Consider the following 21,178-nt stretch of genomic DNA (forward strand, 5'->3'; position numbering starts at 1 on the left):
TTACAGCATGCCTTCCGGCGGGTGTTCGCAGGGCAACTTACCGTTGATATAGCGCTCGATTTCAGGCAACGAGAAAGCGTCCTCTTCGCCGACGAAGCTGATCGACACCCCTTTCGCCCCGGCACGGCCGGTACGTCCGATACGATGAACGTAATCTTCCGGGTCTTCTGGCAAGGTATAGTTGATCACGTGGCTCACGTCTTCGATATGAATTCCGCGGCCGGCCACGTCGGTGGCCACCAGCACCTGCACGCCCCCTTCGCGGAAGCTTTCCAGCGTCTTGATGCGCTGATTCTGCGGCACATCACCCGATAGCATGGCCGCACTGACACCGGCTTTTTTCAGCAGGTCATCCAACTTACGCACGAGATCGCGGCGATTTCCGAACACCATAACGCGCTCGAAGCTCTCCTGCTCCAGTAGCTTGACCAGCAGGCGTTGCTTGTCGTCATCGGAGACGAGATAGACCCGCTGATCGATATCCGCCTGATTTTCAACGGTCACTTCGATTTCGACATGCGCCGGATCGAGCGTCCACTGACTCGCCAGATTGAGAATATCGTCGGTGAAGGTGGCCGAGAACAGGAACGTCTGGCGCTCCTCTTTTTTTGGCGTGTAGCGAATGATCCGCTTCACGTCGGGGATGAACCCCATGGAGAGCATACGATCTGCTTCGTCGAGCACCAGCACTTCGGTTTCAGAGAGGTCGATATCACGCTTCTGATGAAAATCAAGCAGGCGCCCAGGCGTGGCGACCAGGATATCGATCTTCTTGCTCAGGCTATCGCGCTGTTTTTGATAATCCATGCCGCCGACGACACTGGCGACATTAAGCTGAGTAAAGCGCGCAAGCGCCTTGGCGTCTTTCTCGATTTGCAGCGCCAGCTCACGGGTCGGCGCGATGATCAGCGCGCGGGGAGCCCCCGGCTTTTGGCCCTCCGGTGTGGGCTCTTCGAGAAAATAGGCCAACACGGAGATCAAAAAGGCGGCGGTTTTACCGGTTCCCGTCTGCGCTTTACCGACGATGTCGCCTCCCAACAGCGTATGGCGCAGTGCTTCCGCTTGGATAGGCGTGCAGTACTCGAACCCTTGGGCGTGAATCGCACGCATCAAAGGCAGCGGCAGATCAAAGTCATGGAAGCGCCACTTGCCGGCAACGGCGGGCACCTGAAACTGACGAAGATCCCAGTTAGACTGACGACGACGCGGTTTACGACGACGACGTTTTGGCTTGCGGTTCTGGGCCGATGCTGTGGTCTGTTCCGACTCGCTCATAGGCTGTGTATCTGTCCATTGCTGTGGATGTTAGGCATCACGAAGTGCGCATTGTACCAGGGGTTGGCGATAAGAGCGCGCCCTGCTGTCGAAGGAGCACACTAGCCTGTTAGAATAAGGCCTACATTAACCCAGGGAGCGCGACATGACGCGTAAGAAAAAGACTCGTTCATTGGCGGATAAAGTAACGATCCGCACTGGTCGCCGCAAAGATTATAAAAAGTGGCGCCATGAGAATCCTGATCAGGTGACCTCGTCGCGCCGCTTCGTCGCCAAAAAGCAGCAGCAGCGCAAGCTTCAGGCGGTGCGCAAGCTGGCGCGCCAGCAAAGTGGCCAAACGATCGCCATCCATCCTGACAAAGCGGGCGACAACTCACCAGGAGAGCCGTCTTGATGCGTTTGGTTTCGTTCAACATCAACGGAATTCGAGCACGACTGCACCAGCTTCAAGCGCTGATCGACACCCATCAGCCCGATGTCATCGGCCTTCAAGAAACCAAAGTGCAAGACAGTGAATTTCCCACGGCTGACGTCGAAGCCATGGGCTATCACGTTTTTTACTATGGCCAAAAAGGGCATTACGGCGTTGCACTTTTATGCCGTCAACGGCCGCAAGCGGTGTATTACGGCTTTCCCGATGACGACGACGATGCCCAGCGGCGCATGATTGGCGTCAAATTGCTCGCGGAAGATGGCAAACCCGTCACGGTATGGAATGGCTACTTCCCTCAAGGCGAAAGTATCGATCACCCTACCAAGTTTCCGCACAAGGCGCGCTTTTATCGACAGCTCGCCAACCTGCTTAATACCCAGCATGCTCCCAACGAGCGCTTGGCGGTCATGGGCGATTTCAATATCTCGCCTGAGGACCAAGACATCGGCATTGGTGAAGCCAACCGCAAACGTTGGCTTCGAGAAGGCAAAACCAGTTTTCAGCCCATCGAGCGTGAGTGGCTGGAAGGCATCAAAGCGTGGGGGCTGAGCGACAGCTATCGGCTGTGCCATCCAGACAACGATGAGTGGTTTAGCTGGTTCGACTACCGCTCCAAGGGCTTTGATCGCGACCCCAAACGAGGGCTGCGCATCGACTACATCCTGGTCTCGAAGCCGCTGGCCGAGTGCGTGACCGATGCAGGTATCGATTACCCGCTACGCGCCATGGAGCGCCCGTCCGACCACGCTCCCACCTGGAGCGATTTTACGCTCACCCTAAGCGCGTGATGGGGTGGCCGGACAGACTTTCCGGCGCGGCTTAGTTAGCGGCTGGGGCCCTCTGACGCCAGTTCGGAAATACTGAGCTGGTAGTTCAAATAATCGTCGCTGTAGCTGCCTACGTAAATCTGGTAGTCACCAGCGGGCCAATTCGTGTATTCGATGTGCTCGTTGAGGCCCATTCCGCCGTCGTCATCGCACAGCAGGAACTTGCCAGGGCCATCGACGATCAGCGTGGTATCGCCATCGGCGAGTGTCCAAAGCTGCAGATAAGAGAAGGACTCGTTGAGCGTCATTTGATGATCGGGCGTAGTGGCGACGCTACCTTGGCAGCGGTTGCCGCGCATGTCCGTTCCAAACTGGCTCGCGGCCTCCTGCGCGCCGCCAGACACGAAACTGACCCGCCAGGGATCGGGAGAGAAACCGGGTGAAATCGCTAGATGGCGATCTTCACTGGTATCGGCATAGCCCCCGCTCGCTCCCTCGAGGCGACTGCCAGGCAGCTCGCTGACGAACAGGTCATAGTTATGAACTCCGCCGCCATAGCTACCGACATAAATACGGTACTCACCCGGCACCCAGTCGCTGTGCTCGATGCGTTCATTGAGACCCTCTCCCCCGTCGTCGTCACACAGTAGAAAGCGCCCGGGGCCGTCGATGACCAAGGTGGTATCGGCTCCCGACTGGTTCCATATCTGCAAAAAATCGAACCGGTCGTTCAGCGTCATGATGTGATCCGGCGTTTGTGAAATGCTGCCTGAACAGCCTACGCCACGCATGTCGGTGCCAAAGATACCGCTGGCGTCTTGACCACCGCCCGATACATAGCTGCGCTGCATGGGGTCGGGCATGAAGCCAGGCGACAGGGTGAGGTTCCGCTCTTGAGCGTGAGCCGCCGAGCTAGCGAGCGTACCCGCAACCAGCAGTACGGCGGGTAAATACGTTATTTTATTCATGGCAGTCTAATGTATCGATGGAAGAGAGGCCTCGACGAGCAAGGCAACCGGACAGCCCCTACAGGCAGCCCGATGTTTATATCACATTCGCTTGAAGCAGCCATCAATCGAAATAAGCCAACCACTGCTCTGCTTGGTCATCGCCTAGATCGGCCGCCTGGGTCAGGGCCGCTTCGGCCTGTGCGTCTTCACCCCACCCATAAGCTAACTGGCCGTAACGTCGCCAATCCTCCGCTGTCTGGGTCAGCGCGGCCAGTTCGCGCCACGCCGCTAGCGCTTTATCGACATCCTTGGCCTGCTGCCAAGCCGTGGCGCGCAGGCGAAGCGTATCTTCATCACGGGGAAGTGAATCCGCCTCTAGCGCCGCTTCTAAGTGCTCGGCAGCGCGCGCAGGCGTCCCCCCGGCCATATGCAGCTCGATCAGGGTGCGGCGTTCCTCAGGCGTAGAAAACTTACCCAATTGCCAGGCTGCCTCCCAAACGGCGGCGGCCACGCCCAGTTGGCCGGCCTGCTGGGCAAGACCGGCAGCCTGACGCCACGCCTCGGCGTCACTCTCAGCACTCAACCCATTCAGCAGCCAGCTAAGTGCCTGTGCGTTATCCCCTGTGTTTCGAAGCACGACATGGGTGAGCGTTTGCTGATCAGCCGTCAACTCCCCTTGTTCAAGCAGCGGCGCCAGCCACTCCATCGCCTCTTGCCAGCGCTCCTCTTCCGCCAACAGGCGTACGAGCTGCCAAGCCGTTTCCGCGTAGCGATCACTGCCCGACGACTCATTCAGCCACTGCTCGTACAGTGTGATAGCCTGACCCCGTTCTCCTGCGGCACGGCGCAGCAACGCTTCGTCACGTAACCAGCGACGCACTTGACTATCGGGGACGCTTGGCCGCTGACGGGCACTGGCAAGCTCGTCGGCAGCAGCCAGGGGGTCCCCCTGACGCACCAGTGCGCTGGCGGTTAGCTGATGATACAGCGCACTCGCCCATTGATCTGCACGGTTACCACCTGCGAGTCGCTCGGACTGAGCGCGCGCATGAGCGATGATACTGTTCAGCACGTCAGGATCGGCTGAGCCGCTTGTCTGGCTGGCCAACTGACTCTGGAGCCGGTTCAGGTCCTGAATCATATCGCCCGGTAGCGGCTCATTGGCCGTTGCGGTGACGCTCAACGCGCTTAGCAACACGATACCTATCCATTGTGTTAACGCGCGTTTGTGGTCAACCATAACGACGGGCCTGTTTGGCGTATTTTCTATACGAGACATGTCACCGCTACCTTAACTGGAACTCGATACGCTGGGTGGCGCGCCGCAGCTGCTGGCTGGGCTCGAACTGCCAGCGCGCAATTGCCTCACGAGCGGCGTCTTCGAATACCCGGCGAGGCTGTGCATTGGTTACCCGAATGGAGCCTCCATCTACCCTTCCATTACGCTGAATGACAAATTCCACCTCCACAAACCCTTCCAAACCTCGGCGTTGAGCACGTGGAGGATAAGACGGGTTGACGCGATTCGTGGGCGCCACTTGACCGACACTCACGGGCTCATTCGAGGGCGCGGGCTCTGCGGCTGGTGCCGCTTCCCGCTGCGCGGTGGCAGGCTCAGGAGAGGGGGCCGCCGTTTCTGAAGGTTCGGGGGCGGGCTCAGGTGCTGGCTGGGGCTGGGGCTGCGGCGTAGGCTCAGGGCGCACCTCGGTCAGCTCCGGCAGCTCGCTTTCCAACTCGACGGGCTCTACCGGCGCGTCGGGTAGCTCTACATCTGGTAGCGCAATCGCGCTCGTGGCGACCGGCGCTGGTGATGGCACGGGCATGGGCGGTGGCGCTGAAGCGGCTTGAGTAGGTACAGGGGGCGATGTCTCCTGCTCCGGCGCCACCTCCGGTGCCTCCACCATGGTCATCGACATCGACATGATGGGCTCATCCACCTGCTGCTCGGGGGGAGCGACCAGCAGCGCCAGCATCCAGAGAAGTCCAACGGCCAGAGCGATACCACCTAGCATCGACAACACATGGCGCATCATGGCGCACTCCGGCTCGCTGCCACGGCAACCTGCTCGACGCCCGCCTGCTGAAGGCGGTCCATGACCTCGATCAGAACGCCGGTCGTCGACGCCCGGTCGGCCTGAATGACCACGGAGCCCTCACCGCTCAGCATTCCAGCCACCTGCTGGCCCACACGGTGAACGTCCACTGGCTGGCCATCGACCCATACGGCTCCTTCCGGCGTGACGGCAATCAACACTTGCGCATCGGGACGCGGAGTGGCCGCTGAGGCCTCAGGGCGATCGATGTCCACCCCGCTCTCCTTGATAAAGCTGGTCGTGACGATAAAGAAGATCAGCATGATGAACACCACGTCCAACATCGGCGTCAGGTTTACCTCATTGCTATCGTCAGCAGCCTCTATGGAACGGCGTCTACGCATCACTCTCCTCCAAGGCACGCGCTAAACGGTCATGCAGACGCTGGTCTTCGCGACGAATAACGTGCTCTAAACGGCTAATAAACAACATACCCACCACCGCAATGGCCATGCCCGTCAGCGTGGGCAACGTAGCCCGGGCAACCCCATCGGCCATGGCTCGGGCTTGGTGGGTATCACTCATCGAAAGGCTATCGAAAACGGTAATCATGCCCGTGACCGTTCCCAATAACCCGAGCAGCGGGCAAAGCGCCACGAGCAGCTTGATCCAAGGCAACGGCCGACGCAGCTTGGCCACCAGTGCAGCACTCCACACATGGCGTAGCGTGCGCGCGCTCCAACTGCGATGGTCGTTACGGGCCGTCCAGCGACGCACCAGCTCATGTCGCGATTGCCGCCAGCTGAAGCGGTAGTACCACCACCGCTCGATCGCCATGGCGAACACCGCCACGGCCACCAGCGCCAGCACCACGATGACGGCACCACCTGCATCGAGCAACCGCTCGACGGGCGAAAGCCATAGGGGTAGCGTAGGCATACTAAGTCACCGCGTGCGCATGGCCAGCGGACTGCGCTTCCAGATGGTCTGCCAGCGTGGCGCTTGCTTCGCCTTCGATCACCTGAACAATGAAGCGACTGCGGCTAGACAGCGCCGTTTGGGCAAACAGCAGCGGCACTGCCGTGACGAGACCCAACACGGTAGTGACCAGCGCCTGACTGATCCCCCCTGCCATGAGCTGGGGGTCCCCCGTGCCAAAGACCGTGATGGCCTGGAAGGTCACGATCATGCCTGTCACGGTACCCAGCAGACCCATCAGCGGCGCAATGGCGGCCAGCAGCTTGACGATGGGTTGACCACGTTCGATTTTAGGTAGCTCGGCGAGTACCGCCTCATCCAGCCTTGCTTCGAGCGCTTCCGGCGCTTGATGTTTGTCCATTTCTTTAAAGCGCTGCAGAACACGCCCCAAAGGGTTGTCCGCGCTGGGCTGATGCAGCGCTTGACGCTGGCGACGCACGCGGGCGCTGACCACCAACAGATACAGATACTGTGCCAAGGCGACTAGCAGGCCGATGCCCCCTAGCACCACGACCACGTAACCGACGTAACCGCCCTGCTGAAAGCGCTCCCATAGCGTGGGCTGCTGGGCCAGCGCTTCGAGCACGCTGCCCTGGGTAGGGTCGATAGCGAATTCGCGGCTCTCGCCGCTGTGATAAGCCGCTAATAGATCGCGAATATCGGCGGGGGTGCGTGGCACCTCGGCGAGGCCACCTTCCTCATCTTGCCCTTGTCGAAGCAGCGCAGACTCGGTGAACGCAGCGAAATCACCCAGTCGCACGACGCTGCGCGACGCTATGTCACCGCTGGCATCTGCTACCGGTAACGCCAAGCGCTCGGCACGGCCCGTATCCATGGTGAGAGCCGCTAGACGATCAACGACGGCCTCAATGTTTTGCCGTTCGAGCACGTCGACATCGTTCAAACGCGGTGGCAAAGCATCGGCCTCAAGCGTTAGCCAGCTATCGCCGCCTAGCTCGTTGCGAACCTCTTCGCTATGACGCGTTAGCTCCGCCAGTAGCGCCGTTAACGCCTCGCCTTGTTCCGCCTGGCGCTGAGCAAGTGCCTGCGCCTGCTCGTTTTGCTCATCCTGTTGCGCTTCGAGCGCAGCCTGCTGCTCCTCGGCAGCCGAGTGGGCATCACGCGCCTCTTGCAAAGCGGCTTCTAGCGCGTCTTGATCATCCAAGAAAGATTGAAGACGCACCTGGTCACGCGCCTGGGCAGCCTCGCGGGCCTCTCTTAACGAGCTGACATCGTCGCTTTGGGCCATGCCAACGCTGCTGGTCAACACGCCGACCAATAGGGTGAGGCAAAGCCTAGCCTTGGAGCGAGAAAACAGACTCATGGCTGCCCTCCTTGGTCATTAGCCGTGATCGAGAGCGGGAGCTTTAGAAGTTCTGGGGTACGCTGGTCGGCCGCAATCCGCAGTCCATTACGTACCTGGCGACGAGCGGGCTCGTCTAACGCGAGCCAAGTTCTCTCTTCTTTATCCCAGACACCGCCCTCTCGGCCATCCGGTGTCAAGTAATAAAAGCCAATACGGCCAATCCGCAAGTATTCCACCTCCCTGGGGGAAGCGCCCTCTATCTCCAAGCGGCCACGCCAGCTATCAACCTCGCGTCCATAAGCGAGTTCTGCACGCCAAGCTTCGATCAGGCTCGCAATGCGTTCGGCACTACTCGCCTCAGGGCTACCTGCAGACGCCACCCGGGCGAGGCGCTCATCGGTCAAGAAGGGAAGATCTGACTCGATCCATCGAGTGAGCTGTTCGGTCATATCCTGTTCGATCATGGGCAGCGCTGCGCGCGTATCGCTCAAGGTATCCAGCGCTTGATTCAAACGTTGCTGGCGTTCGGCCTCACTGACCAAGCGGCTGCTGAGCGTGGCGTTGGCGGCTTCCATCTGGCGGGTTTCCTGCTCCAGGCGGCGAAGTTCTTCAATGGCGGATCGCGTGGCTTCATCCGCCCTATCGATTTGCTGCTGCAGCTCAGACTGGGCTTGCTGGGCCTCGACACTTTGGGCCGCTTGATCCACCGTCTCATCACTTGCCATGAGCGCACCGCTGGCTAGCACGCCCGCTAGACAGCATCCACGCAAGGCAAAGAAAGGCCTGTTCCGCACGTTATGTCTCCGTCACTGCTCAGCGCGCCATCACGATCGGCGTGCTAAAACTCATTAGGTATAAGAACGATTTGCGTTTAACGCGTGCAGTGCATAGCGTACCACTAATAGAATTAATGACAATATTTATCATTAACATTCAGTCACCAGCGTATTTTCTGCACACAAAAAAGGCGCCTACCGGCGCCTTGATGACTAATTAAAATTAATGGTGATTTGCTACGATATGCTCTTTAGTGAGTGGCGCCAAAGGGAGCTGCCATGCTTCTTCCCGAGTCACCCATTTTGCTTCAGCTATTTCAGCTGCCGCCGTGACACGCTCATCAAGCACAAGGCTAAAGAGATATGCGTCCAACATCACACCTGGCTCATTGGCAGCGGGCGCTGAGTACAATCCGAGTGGAGAGAGACGGTCACTATTCACTATCAGCCCCAACTCCTCATTGAGTTCACGACAAAGAGCCTCTAGGGCAGTTTCTCCTGCATCGATCTTGCCGCCTGGCTGCATGAAAAAAGATGTATTGCGTTTACGCACCAATAGCAATCGACCTGTTGAATCGCTCACTACGGCGGCTGCTATTTTCAATACATTCGCGTTACTTGTTTGCATCATTCATCCACCAGATAACTGACGCCCCCACCCATTGGCAGCACTATCAAAACGCCCAGTCGTCGTCCTCGGTGGCGACGGCTTTACCAATGACATAAGAGGATCCCGACCCTGAGAAGAAGTCGTGGTTCTCGTCCGCGCTGGGCGACAGCGCGGCCATGATCGTTGGGTCTACGTCCGTCACGCTACTGGGGAATAGCGGCTCAAAACCCAGGTTCATCAAGGCTTTGTTAGCGTTGTAGTGAAGAAATTTCTTCACGTCTTCCGTTAGACCCACGTCATCGTACAGCGATTCCGTGTAGCGAACTTCGTTGTCGTAAAGCTCTAGCAGTAGCTCGTAGGCGTAGTCTTTCACTTCCTGCTGCCGCTCGGGCGTCTCTTCTGCCAACGCCTGCTGGAATTTGTAGCCCACGTAATAGCCGTGTACCGCCTCATCACGAATGATCAAACGAATCAGGTCAGCGGTATTGGTCAGTTTGGCGTGACTGGACCAATACATCGGCAGGTAGAAGCCTGAGTAGAACAGGAACGATTCCAGGAAAACACTCGCCACCTTACGCATGAGTGGATCGTCGGAGCGATAGCGATTCAAAATCAGCTCTGACTTCATCTGCAGCGTCGGATTCTCCTCGCTCCAGCGGAAGGCATCGTCCACATCCCGCGTGGCACACAGCGTCGAGAAAATCGAACTGTAGGAGCGGGCATGCACCGACTCCATGAAAGCGATATTGGTATATACCGCTTCTTCATGAGGGGTGCGTGCGTCCTCCATCAACACGGGCGCGCCCACGCTGCTTTGAATGGTATCCAACAGCGTCAGACCGGTAAATACGCGAATGGTCAGCTGCTTCTCCTGCTGCGTCAGCGTATTCCAAGACTGAATGTCGTTGGAGAGGGGCACTTTTTCCGGCAACCAGAAGTTACTGGTCAGACGGTTCCACACTTCAAGGTCTTTATCATCCTGAAGGCGGTTCCAGTTGATCGCATTCACTCGCGACAAACGTTGCATCATGGTCATCAGCGTTCTCTCACAAACATCATCTTAAAAGCGTTACCCGTTCAAAGCGTGCAGGAGACGCAGCCTTCCACCTCGGTGCCTTCTAAAGCACTTTGACGTAGACGGATGTAATAAAGCGTCTTGATGCCTTTACGCCAAGCGTAAATTTGCGCCTTGTTGATATCCCGCGTGGTGGCCGTATCCGGGAAGAACAGTGTCAACGAGAGGCCTTGGTCCACGTGCTTGGACGCTTCTGCGTAAGTATCGATGATTTTTTCAGGGCCGATTTCGTAGGCATCCTGGAAGTAGTCGAAGTTCTCTTCGTTCAAAAAAGGTGCCGGGTAGTAAACGCGACCCAATTTGCCCTCTTTGCGAATTTCAATCTTCGCCGCCACCGGGTGAATGCTCGACGTGGAGTGATTGATGTAAGAGATAGAACCGGTCGGCGGTACCGCTTGCAGGTTACGGTTGTACAGGCCGTGCGCCATCACCGAGGCTTTGAGCGATTGCCAGTCGTCTTGCGTAGGCAGTGCAATGCCGCTGCGCTCGAAGAGATGACGCACTTTCTCGGTACGCGGGAGCCACGCCTGATCGGTGTACTTGTCGAAGAAGGTACCCGACGCATAGGTGGAGTCTTCAAAACCAGTAAAGGTCTCGCCATGCTCAATGGCCAGTCGATTCGACGCGCGAAGCGCATGGAACGCCACGCTATAGAAGTACAGGTTGGTGAAATCCAACCCCTCTTCTGAACCGTAGTAGATATGCTCGCGGGCCAGGAAACCATGCAGGTTCATCTGACCAAGGCCGATGGCGCGAGATTTGGCATTACCTTCAGCGATAGAGGGAACGCTACGCAAGTTGCTCATTTCAGACACGGCGGTGAGGCCACGAATGGCGATCTCGACACTGGTCCCGATATCGCCAGAATCCATCACCTTGGCTATGTTCATCGACCCGAGGTTACAGGAGATATCCTGCCCTACCTGACGGTAGCCGAGATCGTCATCGTACTCGGTGGGCGTATTGACCTGCAGAATCTCAGAGCAGAGATTACTCATGTTGATACGACCCGCAATCGGGTTGGCGCGGTTGACCGTATCTTCGAACATGATGTATGGGTAACCAGACTCGAACTGCAGTTCAGCCAGGGTTTGGAAGAAGGCGCGCGCATTGATCTTATGTTTACGAATGCGCGCATCAGCCACCATTTCATGGTACTTCTCGGTCACGCTGATATCACCAAACGGTACGCCGTAGACGCGCTCGACGTCGTAAGGCGAGAAGAGGTACATATCGTCGTTACGCTTGGCCAGCTCGAAGGTGATGTCAGGAATAGTCACGCCCAGTGATAGCGTTTTGATACGAATTTTCTCGTCCGCGTTTTCACGCTTGGTGTCCAGAAAGCGCAAAATATCCGGGTGGTGAGCGTTGAGATAGACCGCCCCGGCCCCCTGACGAGCGCCCAGCTGGTTAGCGTAAGAGAAGGCGTCTTCGAGCAATTTCATGATCGGGATGATGCCCGATGACTGATTCTCGATACGCTTGATCGGCGCGCCGGATTCGCGAATGTTGCTGAGCAGGAAAGCCACGCCGCCGCCACGCTTGGAGAGCTGCAGCGCAGAGTTGATGGAGCGCCCGATGGACTCCATGTTGTCTTCGATGCGCAGCAAGAAGCAAGAGACCAGCTCGCCCCGTTGACGCTTACCGCAGTTCAGAAAGGTGGGGGTCGCGGGCTGGAAACGACCGCTAATGATCTCGTCGACTAGCGACTTGGCCAGCGCTTCGTCGCCGCGTGCCAAGGTCAGCGCCACCATGCAGACGCGGTCTTCATACCGCTCGAGGTAGCGCTTGCCGTCGAAGGTTTTGAGCGTGTAGCTGGTGTAGTACTTGAACGCACCCAGGAAGCTCGGGAAGCGGAATTTATACGCATACGCTTGCTCGAACAGCGCTTTGACGAACGCGAAGCTGTACTGCGCCAGCACGTCGGCTTCGTAGTACTGCTCTTCCACCAGATAATCCAACTTCTCTTCTAAAGAGTGGAAGAACACCGTGTTCTGATTGACATGCTGAAGGAAGTACTGACGCGCCGCTTCGCGATCCTTGTCCAACTGCAGCTCGCCGTTGGCACCGTACAGGTTCAACATCGCATTCAGCGCATGGTAATCCAGCGTGCGCGCCTCGGTGGCTCCCGCAGCAGGGCGTTGATCTGCCGAGTTTTTTGCAGCTACGTTCTTAGAGACTGAGCTTGACGTTTCCAAAACTCTTCTACTCCTTTGCGGACCTTGGCGACATCGTCATCGGTGCCAAATAATTCAAAACGATAAAGCAGTGGCACCTGGCACTTTTGGGCAATAATTCGCCCCGCCAAACCGTATGCGTCACCAAAATTAGTATTACCAGCAGCAATGACACCCCTTATAAGGTGTCGATTGTGCGCGTCATTTAAAAACTGAATTACCTGCTTTGGCACGGCCCCGTTGGCCGAACCACCCCCATAGGTGGGGGTGATCAATATATAGGGCTGCTCGATGCGTGGCGTAGGGGCTTCACGATTTAACGGTAGCCGCTGTGCACCCAAACCAAGCTTTTCTATGAAACGATGGGTATTGCCTGACTTGGTGGAAAAATAGACCAGCGTACCTGCCTGATTGGCTTCCACGTCAGCCGTGTGCATGGGTGACGATTACGCCAGCGCTTGAATGCGATCCGGGCGGAAGCCCGACCAGTGCTCTTCACCAACCACGACGACCGGTAGTTGACGATATCCAAGCGCTTCGACTTCTGCTTGTGCGCCTGATTCAGCGGTAATGTCGATGACGGTGTAGTCGAGACCCTGCTTATCCAGCGCACGATACGTAGCGGTGCACTGGACGCAGGCAGGCTTGCTATAAATTTGGATTTCCATGGCTATTTTTCCTTTTCATAGCGGCAGTTTTCAGGTAGTGCGCAGCGCTTGCCCTACCTCTCTAAAAGTCACCACGCATACTATATATAGACCAAGAGAAAATCAATTCAAGCATATATGGTATTTTTTCATCCACAGGTTATTGACAGCTCATGCCCAGCGCTATACCCAGGCACAAAAAAACCGCCCCCTGATCAGGGGACGGTTTTAGGCGATGTAAAGCGCTTACATCGCGCTCACGAAGCGTGAGTCTTAGGCGGTGGCGGCTTGGTAACGACGCTCGACATCGTCCCAGTTCACCACATTGAAGAAGGCATCGACGTAGTCGGGGCGCTTGTTCTGGAACTTCAGGTAGTAAGCGTGCTCCCAAACGTCCAGACCGAGTACGGGCGTGTTGCCGTGCATCAACGGGCTATCTTGGTTGAGGGTATTTTCGACGACTAGTTTTTTCTCAGGCGTGACGGACAACCATGCCCAGCCGCTGCCGAAACGGCCCAACGCGGCTTTTTTGAAAGCGTCTTTAAATGCATCCAAGCCGCCCAACTCGGCGTCGATGGCTTTAGCAATATCACCATGCGGCTGGCCGCCACCCTTAGGCGACATCATTTGCCAAAACATGGAGTGATTCGCGTGCCCACCACCGTTATTGATAACGGCTTGACGTTTTTCTTCGGGTACGCGGTCCAGATTGGAGATCAGCTCTTCCACTGGCACATCTTCAAGGCCAGTACCTTCCAGCGCACCATTCAAGTTGGTGACATAGGTATTGTGGTGGCGAGAGTGGTGAATTTCCATCGTCATCGCATCGATGTTCGGCTCGAGTGCATCGTAGGCGTACGGCAGTTCAGGAAGGGTATGTGCCATGCTATCTTCTCCTTGAGTGGCTTCTATTGCGTTCACTACAGTAGGTGTGGTCTTACTTCACCCTTTTCAACCACCGCCACGGCAATTTTTTACCATGGGCGGCAAACCTTTATCCCAGTACCTTAGTCAACTATTGTCAGTTTATCGAACCCGCCCGCAATAAAAAAGCCGACTTCTGGCGAAGTCGGCTTTTGCTAGGCAAGCAGTTCAATAGCTTATAACTTGCTTTCCAACTCCGGCAGGATCTCGAACAGATCCCCTACCAGGCCGTAATCGGCCACCTGGAAGATCGGCGCTTCGTCGTCTTTGTTGATCGCGACGATCACCTTGGAGTCTTTCATGCCCGCCAAGTGTTGAATCGCGCCTGAAATACCCACCGCAATGTACAGCTCCGGCGCAACGATCTTACCGGTCTGGCCGACCTGCATGTCGTTGGGCACGAAGCCGGCATCCACCGCCGCACGAGAAGCGCCAATGGCTGCCCCCAGCTTATCGGCAATGCCGTCGAGCAGCTTGAAGTTCTCGCCGTTGCCCATGCCGCGGCCGCCGGAGATCACCACCTTGGCGCCGCCGAGTTCGGGGCGGTCGCTCTGCGCCAGCTCTTGCTTGACGAAGCGCGATTGGGTGTTGTCGACGACCACGTCCACCGCTTCTACCGTGGCGCTTCCGCCGCTGCCCACCGCATCGAACGCTGTCGTGCGCACGGTGATGACTTTCAGCGCGTCGTCGCTTTTCACCGTCGCGATGGCGTTACCGGCGTAGATCGGACGCAGGAAGGTATCGGCGCTGTCGACACCAATCACGTCCGATAGCTGGCTGACGTCTTTCAGCGCCGCTAGGCGCGGCAGGACGTTCTTACCCGTGGTGGAGGCGCTGGCCAGTACGTGGGTATAGTCGCCCGCCAGCTCCACCAGCAGCGCGCCCATGGGCTCGGCCAGCTGGTGGGCGTACACGGCGTTGTCCGCCACGCGCACTTTGCTCACTCCGTCGAGCTGGGCGGCCGCGTCGGCGGCGGCCTGGACGCCTTCACCGGCCACCAGCACATCGATGTCGCCGCCGATGGCTTGGGCCGCTGCGACGACGTGGGCGGTGGCGCCCGCTAACTGACCTTCATGCAGGTCGGCAAGTACCAGAATGCTCATGAGATCAGCTCCTTTTAAAGCACTTTGGCTTCGTTTTTCAGTTTGTCGATCAGCTCGTCCACCGAGGCGACTTTGACGCCGCCTTTGCGCTCGGCGGGGGATTCCACTTTGAGCAGCGTGACCTTGGAGGCCACCTCGACGCCGTAGTCGGCGGGGGTTTTGACATCCAGCGGCTTTTTCTTGGCCTTCATGATGTCCGGCAGTTTGGCGTAGCGCGGCTCGTTGAGGCGTAGGTCGGTGGTGACGATGGCGGGCAGCGTGAGGGCAACGGTTTGCAAGCCGCCGTCGATTTCACGGGTCACGTTGACCTTGTCGCCGTCTACGGCCACTTCTGAGGCGAACGTACCTTGCGGCAGGTTGGTCAGCGCGGCGAGCATCTGGCCGGTCTGGTTGTTGTCGGTGTCGATGGCTTGCTTACCGAGAATCACCAGGCCCGGCTGCTCGTCGTCCACCACCTTGGCCAGCAGCTTGGCCACCGCCAGCGATTCGGCGCGCTCGTCGGTTTCAATGTGGATGGCGCGGTCGGCCCCTAGCGCCAGCGCGGTGCGCAGCTGCTCTTGGGCGGCCTTGGGGCCGACCGTGACGGCCACGACGTCGGTGGCCACGCCCTTCTCTTTCAGGCGCACCGCCTCTTCCACGGCAATTTCGCAGAAGGGGTTCATGGCCATTTTGACGTTGGTAAGGTCCACATCGGAGTGGTCCGCTTTGACGCGGATTTTGACGTTGTAGTCGATGACGCGTTTCACCGCGACGAGTACTTTCATAGGTTCCTCGCTTGGCTCGTGATAGAGGCCGTTAACCCGAACAGGCGCCGCCACTAACGGGGCAACGCTAAAAAATTCATGCAAGCGTTTGATAGGCTGGTAAATGAAAAACCCTATCAATTTGCCACAGCCTACCCACCATCAACAACTCTCTCTGCGTGCGGCCTTGGTCGTAGCCCATGGGAGTCACTTGCCTAATCGGTATGGATAAAGTGCGCATTTGCCATCGTAGGGGTGACCTGACACGGGTATTATGCCTATCATGGGAGATAACCAGAAGCAAACGACCGTTTTAAATTAAGGCCATCTTTTCATAAGCTAGTGCCTATTCACTAGCCCGACAACGATGGCGCTTATGAGAATAAGGAGAAACCGGGTGGAAAACGTTGAGCGCGATGTAATGGACTTTGACGTTGTCATCGTCGGCGCAGGCCCATCAGGCCTTGCCGCCGCTTGCCGCTTGATGCAACAAGCAAACGAAGCCGAGCAGGAACTCACCGTCTGTGTCGTCGAAAAAGGCTCGGAAGTGGGCGCCCACATTCTATCTGGCGCGGTCTTCGAACCCCGCGCACTGGCAGAGCTGTTTCCTGATTGGGAAGAGCGCGGCGCCCCTCTGACGACGCCCGCCGTTCGCGACGAGGTATATCTGCTCAAAGATGCCGAGAAAGCGCAGAAAATCCCCAATGCGCTCGTTCCCAAAAGCATGCACAACACTGGCGGCGATCTGACGCGCTACGTGATTAGTGCGGGCAACCTGTGCCGCTGGCTGGCGGAACAGGCGGAGTCGCTGGGCGTCGAGATTTTCCCTGGCTTTGCCGCCCAGGAAGTCATCATCGAAGAGGATGTCGTTCGCGGTATTTTGATTGGTGATATGGGCGTGGGTGCCGATGGCACGCCCAAGGATGGCCATATGCCTGGTATGGAGCTGCGCGCTAAGTACACGCTCTTTGCCGAGGGTGCGCGAGGCCACTTGGGCAAGCGACTGATCAACGACTTTTCTCTGAATGAAGGCCGCGATCCGCAGCACTACGGTATTGGCCTGAAAGAGCTGTGGGATGTGCCCGCCGACAAGCACGAACCTGGCCTAGTGGTGCACGGTTCCGGATGGCCGCTAGATAGCAACACCCACGGCGGCTGGTTCCTCTACCATGCAGAGAACCAGCAGGTCGTCGTTGGACTGATCATGGATCTTGGCTACCAAAACCCGTGGCTCTCCCCGTTCGATGAATTCCAACGTATGAAACATCATCCGGAGCTCAGCCAATACCTAGAAGGCGGGAAACGCGTCGCTTACGGCGCACGGGCCATTGCCAAAGGTGGGTTCAACTGCCTGCCGAAAATGACGTTCCCAGGTGGTCTGCTGATTGGCTGCGACGCGGGCACGCTAAACTTTGCCAAAATCAAAGGCCTGCATACCGCCATGAAATCGGGCATGGTGGCTGCCGAGAGCGTCTTCGAGGCCATCAAAGGGGGTGATGAAGGGGGACAAGAGCTCGCCAACTTCACCAGCAAGTGGGAAGCTAGCTGGGCCTACCAGGAGCTAAAAGAGAGTGCGAGCTTCGGACCCGCCATTCATAAATACGGTACGGTAGGTGGCGGTGCCTATAACTTCGTGAATCAACTTCTGGGCAATAAACTACCTAACGTCCATGATACGACGACCGATCATGGGGCGCTGAAGCCGGCCGCTGAGTTCGAGAAAATCGTCTACCCGAAGCCGGATGGCAAGCTATCGTTCGACAAATCCACGTCAGTGTTCTTGTCCAACACGAACCATGAAGAGGATCAGCCTTGCCACCTGCGTCTCGCAGACCCAGACCTACCGATTCGCCATAACCTACCTAAATACGCCGAGCCCGCACAGCGATACTGTCCGGCGGGCGTGTATGAAGTCGTCGAAGACGATCAAGGCCAGCCGCGTTTCCAGATCAACTTCCAAAACTGCGTGCACTGCAAGACTTGCGATATCAAGGACCCTGCCCAGAACATCACCTGGGTAGCACCAGAAGGTGGCGGCGGACCGAACTATCCCAATATGTAAGTCCACCTCGATTGTTGCTGCCCCTTCAAAGGGGCAGCATACATGCCTCTGGCTACCTTCGCGCTCTTACACCGACCACCGCTCATGAAAATACGCGGTGTTCTTGCCCGCCTGCTTGGCGCGATACATGGCGGCATCAGCACGCTTCATCAACGTTTGCTCGTCGGCCCCATCATGGGGAAATAACGCCACACCAATACTGACCGAAATCAAACACGTTTGCCCTTGTAAAGCGAAAGGCTCTTGTATAGCGGTCACCAGCTGTTCGGTAATTCGTGTCACAGGCTCTCGCTGGGTGATGTTTCTCAATAAAATAACGAATTCATCGCCCCCCAGCCGAGCAACGACATCATGTTCGCGCACCGAAGCCAGCAGCCTCTTAGCGACTAGCCGTAGCAACTTATCTCCCGCTTCATGGCCTTGGGTATCGTTGACGCTCTTGAAGCGGTCCAAATCCAAGAACAGCAAGGCAAAGCCTTCTTCTGACTCACGATGCTGCCCAATCGTTTGGTCCACCACATAGCTCAGGTAAGCTCGATTAGGTAGCTGGGTCAGGGTATCGTGAAACGCAAGGTGCTCGATATGGCGGGCGTGGCGCAGCCGTTCATCCATCACTCGCTGACGCTCTCGCTGCAACTGATGGCTAAGCCGCGCCAAGAGCCCAAGAAACATCAGGGCGGCGACACTCACAATCAGCGCGCGCAACCAGTAGCGACGCGCCATCGGGTAAGCACTCGCCAACTGCTCCTCCACCGAGATGCCTACCACGATGGACAGAGGAAAACGAAACAGCGGCCGGACCAAGGTCATTCTCTCGACCTCCATCCAATGCGTGAGGAAGGGCTTATCGTCGCTATTCATAATCTCATCATAGGACGGCAACGCCATGATGGTGCGAGAGGTTAGCTGGGAGCCACTTCGGGCAATACGCGTGACGTTCCCAGCATCCACTAACGCGAGTAACCCGCGCTCCCCCAGTGACCCCGCATCATACCCACTGACGAAGTAGTCAGCACTGACGGTTAACGTCGCCCACTCAGGGACGTTACTCTCATTGCTAAGCTTTCTAGCAAATAGCAGCTGTTGGCGCCCCGCCGCCGAAAACGCCTCGACCACTAACTCGGTTACATCTGGCAGCGTGGGAAAAGTGTCGCCCTGTGTGGCTAGCTCCCAAGGGCTCGTGCTCTCTTTTACCCTTCCTTGACCATCAACGATGCTCACTGAAAAAATCAACCCGGGTGGCAGCAAGTTCCTCTCAGAAAGCGTGGTCAAGATATCTGAACGCTGCTGGCTAGCGACGAAATCGACGAGTTTCAAGGTGGCATCGATCTCTCGCAGCGATCTCAGTACCCTAGCTTCGTAGGTATCTGCTATATCGCCGATCGAATGCTCGATTTGACGCTTTATCGCCGCTTGCTCACGACTGACCAAATAGTGGGTACTGCTTACGATGATCAGCACGATCAAAAGGCCGACCGTACCAAAAAGCACCAATGGTTCGGCTAATCGATCGCGCCACGAATATACCCTATGCTGCGCGTCCAGGCGCAGCGATGGTCCTTTGAGGTTACTCAATCGTCACCACCCGCAACCGATCATCCAAATAACGGGCATCAATGTAGCCAAGGGCGCCGGGGTCGCGAGCGAGCCTCTCTACCACGGCCTGGCTATCGGCAAGCGTTTGAGGCGGCTGGCCTCGACCAGTAAAAATCAACCTCGCCCAATGGGCGCGCAACTGTGCCGGTGTCTTTTCGATGTAGCGACGGTAAAACTCGTCTCGCTCACGTGACCGTTCGGATTGGTCGATAGGCGTTATCGCCGCCCCCCCTTGAAGCCGCGTTCGGCTGTCCAAATAAAGGTCTTTCAGCTCTTGACGCTGGATCCGAGTCAGTCCTGTCTCTGCAGATACCACCACGACCAAGTCAGCAACGCCTGCACAGGGAAGCAAGCCGAGCAGTAAACAACAGCATGCTTGAGATAGTCGCTTTGCCATCGTCACGCTCCTTAAAACACAAAGTCGAGCGCGAGGCTAAACAGATTTATATTGCCCCCTGGCTGGAAATTGGGCTGCTGATTGATCAGCCCGCCAGGGGAACCGGAGCGAAAATCGATATGGTCATATTGTGCCGTTAGCGCCATCCCTGGGCGAAAATCCCAACGCAAACCAAGGGTGCTGCTATCTTGTGATAGCCCAGACGACAGCACGGCATTCAGCGTGCTGTTGAGCACCACGGCCGCCTCAGAAAAGGGAGAGGGATAAAATCCAGGGGTCAGTCCGGGCTCGGATCGATTGCTCAGAACACGGGCGCGTCCGAGTGCCGCATAGGGGGTCCATTGGCCAATGCGATAGCCCGCCGTCAAGTGAGCGTTTTCACTACTGCCCAGGAGAGTCGACGAAGAAAACTTGGCCCACTCCCCCTCCACAAACCATGAACCGGGGTCGTAGTTGACGCCAAAGCTCAAAATGCGGATGGGTTTGCCATCGACTTCATAACGCTCGGCCAAGGTCTCTCCCGGAGGCCCAAAAAGCCGGTAAACATCGAAGAACTGGGTCAACTCATCGGCTTGTACACTGAGCTCGCCATAGCTGGCAAAAAGTGTCGTATTGCCCCACCGCGTATGCTGAGAAAGGCCCCACGAGTCGGAAGAGTCGATATCTCCTGTCTCATACTCCACGCTACCGCCACCATAGCTCAGACGCACATCGTTGATCGCCTCACCCAAATAGTAGCGATAGCGAAGATCGACTCCATCGAAATTGGCGACGGGAACGAGACGATAAATCTCAGCAGGCGGTCTGATCCAAGGGGTAGCAAAACTCACTTTGCGGTACTCGGAATTCATGAAGCTTCCTTGCACCATGCGACCTACGCGAAAGCTTAACGACGGCGTCGCGTCATACTGAAGATAGGCCCACTCGATATCCGGCGAGTAGGAGCCATCGAAGCGTTTTTCGCTGACCACCTGAACGGTCGCGGAGAGGGAAGACGTCGCGGCAAGCGTCGTTTGAAGCCCCAATCGGCTATCAACTTCAGCACTCCACTCCCCGCTGAAACCCGCACCCGAGGAGGCGAACGGATCGGCCACGAAATCGGCATCAGCAATATCTGAATGCACGACACCTAGCGTGCCGAACCCATTCAGGCTAACGCTGGGCAGTGACGTGTCGGCCGATATAACGCCGCTGTAAACCGCAAGGGAAATGGCGCACGACCTGACAAACTGCCTTAGCATGCCGATTACCTGCTGGGTAAATGGTTAACTGCCAAGCATTTAATCGGCCAGACTAGACTAAGTCAAACGCCATTGAACCAATCGG

22 protein-coding genes are annotated in these 21,178 nt (G+C 57.1%); 3 read left to right on the forward strand and 19 right to left on the reverse strand.

The genetic code is table 11. The features are described 5' to 3' along the window. Entirely contained in the window at window positions 1-1,275 is a 1,275-nt protein-coding gene (gene rhlB / locus GYM47_RS10270; RefSeq protein WP_153843673.1) for an ATP-dependent RNA helicase RhlB, read from the reverse strand. A gap of 145 nt (window positions 1,276-1,420) precedes the next feature. Between rhlB and GYM47_RS10275 the strand changes: the two genes are divergently transcribed. Both GYM47_RS10275 and xthA read left to right on the forward strand, forming a co-directional pair. Continuing rightward, a complete protein-coding gene (locus GYM47_RS10275; protein WP_153843672.1) occupies window positions 1,421-1,669 on the forward strand; it encodes a hypothetical protein in 249 nt (82 codons plus the stop codon). Beyond that, window positions 1,669-2,496 (forward strand): exodeoxyribonuclease III, encoded by an 828-nt coding sequence (gene xthA / locus GYM47_RS10280; protein WP_153843730.1) that lies wholly within the window; start codon window positions 1,669-1,671, stop codon window positions 2,494-2,496. The genes GYM47_RS10275 and xthA overlap by 1 nt, the downstream gene beginning before the upstream one ends. Window positions 2,497-2,531: 35 nt before the next feature. On the opposite strand, the gene GYM47_RS10285 is transcribed toward xthA, so the two are convergent. From GYM47_RS10285 to GYM47_RS10355, 15 genes are all read right to left on the reverse strand, one after another. Next, a complete protein-coding gene (locus tag GYM47_RS10285; protein WP_153843671.1) occupies window positions 2,532-3,443 on the reverse strand; it encodes a hypothetical protein in 912 nt (303 codons plus the stop codon). 103 nt (window positions 3,444-3,546) lie between these two features. After that, complete coding sequence (locus GYM47_RS10290) at window positions 3,547-4,665, reverse strand: hypothetical protein (RefSeq protein ID WP_153843670.1); 1,119 nt, start codon at window positions 4,663-4,665, stop codon at window positions 3,547-3,549. Between the two features lie 46 nt (window positions 4,666-4,711). Continuing rightward, on the reverse strand, window positions 4,712-5,458 hold the full coding sequence (locus GYM47_RS10295) for an energy transducer TonB (protein ID WP_139527272.1): 747 nt from the start codon (window positions 5,456-5,458) through the stop codon (window positions 4,712-4,714). Further along, entirely contained in the window at window positions 5,455-5,862 is a 408-nt protein-coding gene (locus tag GYM47_RS10300) for an ExbD/TolR family protein (protein WP_139527271.1), read from the reverse strand. Before GYM47_RS10300 ends, GYM47_RS10295 begins: the two co-directional genes overlap by 4 nt. After that, window positions 5,855-6,397, reverse strand: coding sequence for a MotA/TolQ/ExbB proton channel family protein (locus GYM47_RS10305; protein ID WP_139527270.1), 543 nt, complete (start codon window positions 6,395-6,397; stop codon window positions 5,855-5,857). The genes GYM47_RS10300 and GYM47_RS10305 overlap by 8 nt, the downstream gene beginning before the upstream one ends. Before the next feature lies 1 nt (window position 6,398). Then, the gene (locus GYM47_RS10310; RefSeq protein ID WP_153843669.1) at window positions 6,399-7,760 is read right to left on the reverse strand and encodes a MotA/TolQ/ExbB proton channel family protein; all 1,362 of its coding nucleotides are present in this window, start codon (window positions 7,758-7,760) and stop codon (window positions 6,399-6,401) included. Then, window positions 7,757-8,536, reverse strand: coding sequence for a DUF3450 domain-containing protein (locus GYM47_RS10315; RefSeq protein ID WP_153843668.1), 780 nt, complete (start codon window positions 8,534-8,536; stop codon window positions 7,757-7,759). Before GYM47_RS10315 ends, GYM47_RS10310 begins: the two co-directional genes overlap by 4 nt. Before the next feature lie 205 nt (window positions 8,537-8,741). Then, on the reverse strand, window positions 8,742-9,149 hold the full coding sequence (locus tag GYM47_RS10320; RefSeq protein ID WP_231125635.1) for an NUDIX hydrolase: 408 nt from the start codon (window positions 9,147-9,149) through the stop codon (window positions 8,742-8,744). A 43-nt stretch (window positions 9,150-9,192) separates the two neighbouring features. Beyond that, a complete protein-coding gene (nrdF, locus tag GYM47_RS10325) occupies window positions 9,193-10,164 on the reverse strand; it encodes a class 1b ribonucleoside-diphosphate reductase subunit beta (protein WP_139527267.1) in 972 nt (323 codons plus the stop codon). A gap of 41 nt (window positions 10,165-10,205) precedes the next feature. Next, entirely contained in the window at window positions 10,206-12,401 is a 2,196-nt protein-coding gene (nrdE, locus tag GYM47_RS10330; RefSeq protein WP_194928585.1) for a class 1b ribonucleoside-diphosphate reductase subunit alpha, read from the reverse strand. Then, entirely contained in the window at window positions 12,368-12,817 is a 450-nt protein-coding gene (gene nrdI, locus GYM47_RS10335; protein ID WP_139527266.1) for a class Ib ribonucleoside-diphosphate reductase assembly flavoprotein NrdI, read from the reverse strand. Before nrdI ends, nrdE begins: the two co-directional genes overlap by 34 nt. Before the next feature lie 9 nt (window positions 12,818-12,826). Continuing rightward, window positions 12,827-13,048, reverse strand: a complete 222-nt coding sequence (gene nrdH, locus GYM47_RS10340) for a glutaredoxin-like protein NrdH (protein ID WP_139527265.1) — start codon at window positions 13,046-13,048, stop codon at window positions 12,827-12,829. A gap of 252 nt (window positions 13,049-13,300) precedes the next feature. Next, complete coding sequence (locus GYM47_RS10345) at window positions 13,301-13,912, reverse strand: superoxide dismutase (RefSeq protein WP_153843667.1); 612 nt, start codon at window positions 13,910-13,912, stop codon at window positions 13,301-13,303. A gap of 215 nt (window positions 13,913-14,127) precedes the next feature. Continuing rightward, window positions 14,128-15,054: an electron transfer flavoprotein subunit alpha/FixB family protein gene (locus tag GYM47_RS10350; RefSeq protein WP_168444446.1), complete on the reverse strand. Its 927-nt coding sequence runs from the start codon at window positions 15,052-15,054 to the stop codon at window positions 14,128-14,130. Window positions 15,055-15,068: 14 nt separating this feature from the next. Next, entirely contained in the window at window positions 15,069-15,818 is a 750-nt protein-coding gene (locus tag GYM47_RS10355; protein WP_168444453.1) for an electron transfer flavoprotein subunit beta/FixA family protein, read from the reverse strand. Window positions 15,819-16,194: 376 nt separating this feature from the next. Between GYM47_RS10355 and GYM47_RS10360 the strand changes: the two genes are divergently transcribed. Beyond that, window positions 16,195-17,859: an electron transfer flavoprotein-ubiquinone oxidoreductase gene (locus GYM47_RS10360; protein ID WP_153842906.1), complete on the forward strand. Its 1,665-nt coding sequence runs from the start codon at window positions 16,195-16,197 to the stop codon at window positions 17,857-17,859. 66 nt (window positions 17,860-17,925) lie between these two features. On the opposite strand, the gene GYM47_RS10365 is transcribed toward GYM47_RS10360, so the two are convergent. The 3 genes from GYM47_RS10365 to GYM47_RS10375 form a co-directional block, all read right to left on the reverse strand. Further along, window positions 17,926-19,350 (reverse strand): GGDEF domain-containing protein, encoded by a 1,425-nt coding sequence (locus GYM47_RS10365; RefSeq protein ID WP_153842905.1) that lies wholly within the window; start codon window positions 19,348-19,350, stop codon window positions 17,926-17,928. 76 nt (window positions 19,351-19,426) lie between these two features. After that, complete coding sequence (locus tag GYM47_RS10370; protein ID WP_139527236.1) at window positions 19,427-19,852, reverse strand: type 2 periplasmic-binding domain-containing protein; 426 nt, start codon at window positions 19,850-19,852, stop codon at window positions 19,427-19,429. 11 nt (window positions 19,853-19,863) lie between these two features. Beyond that, window positions 19,864-21,093 (reverse strand): porin, encoded by a 1,230-nt coding sequence (locus GYM47_RS10375; RefSeq protein WP_153842904.1) that lies wholly within the window; start codon window positions 21,091-21,093, stop codon window positions 19,864-19,866. Window positions 21,094-21,178 lie beyond the last annotated feature (85 nt).

It is taken from the genome of Vreelandella piezotolerans, assembly GCF_012427705.1.
GTDB lineage: Bacteria > Pseudomonadota > Gammaproteobacteria > Pseudomonadales > Halomonadaceae > Vreelandella > Vreelandella piezotolerans.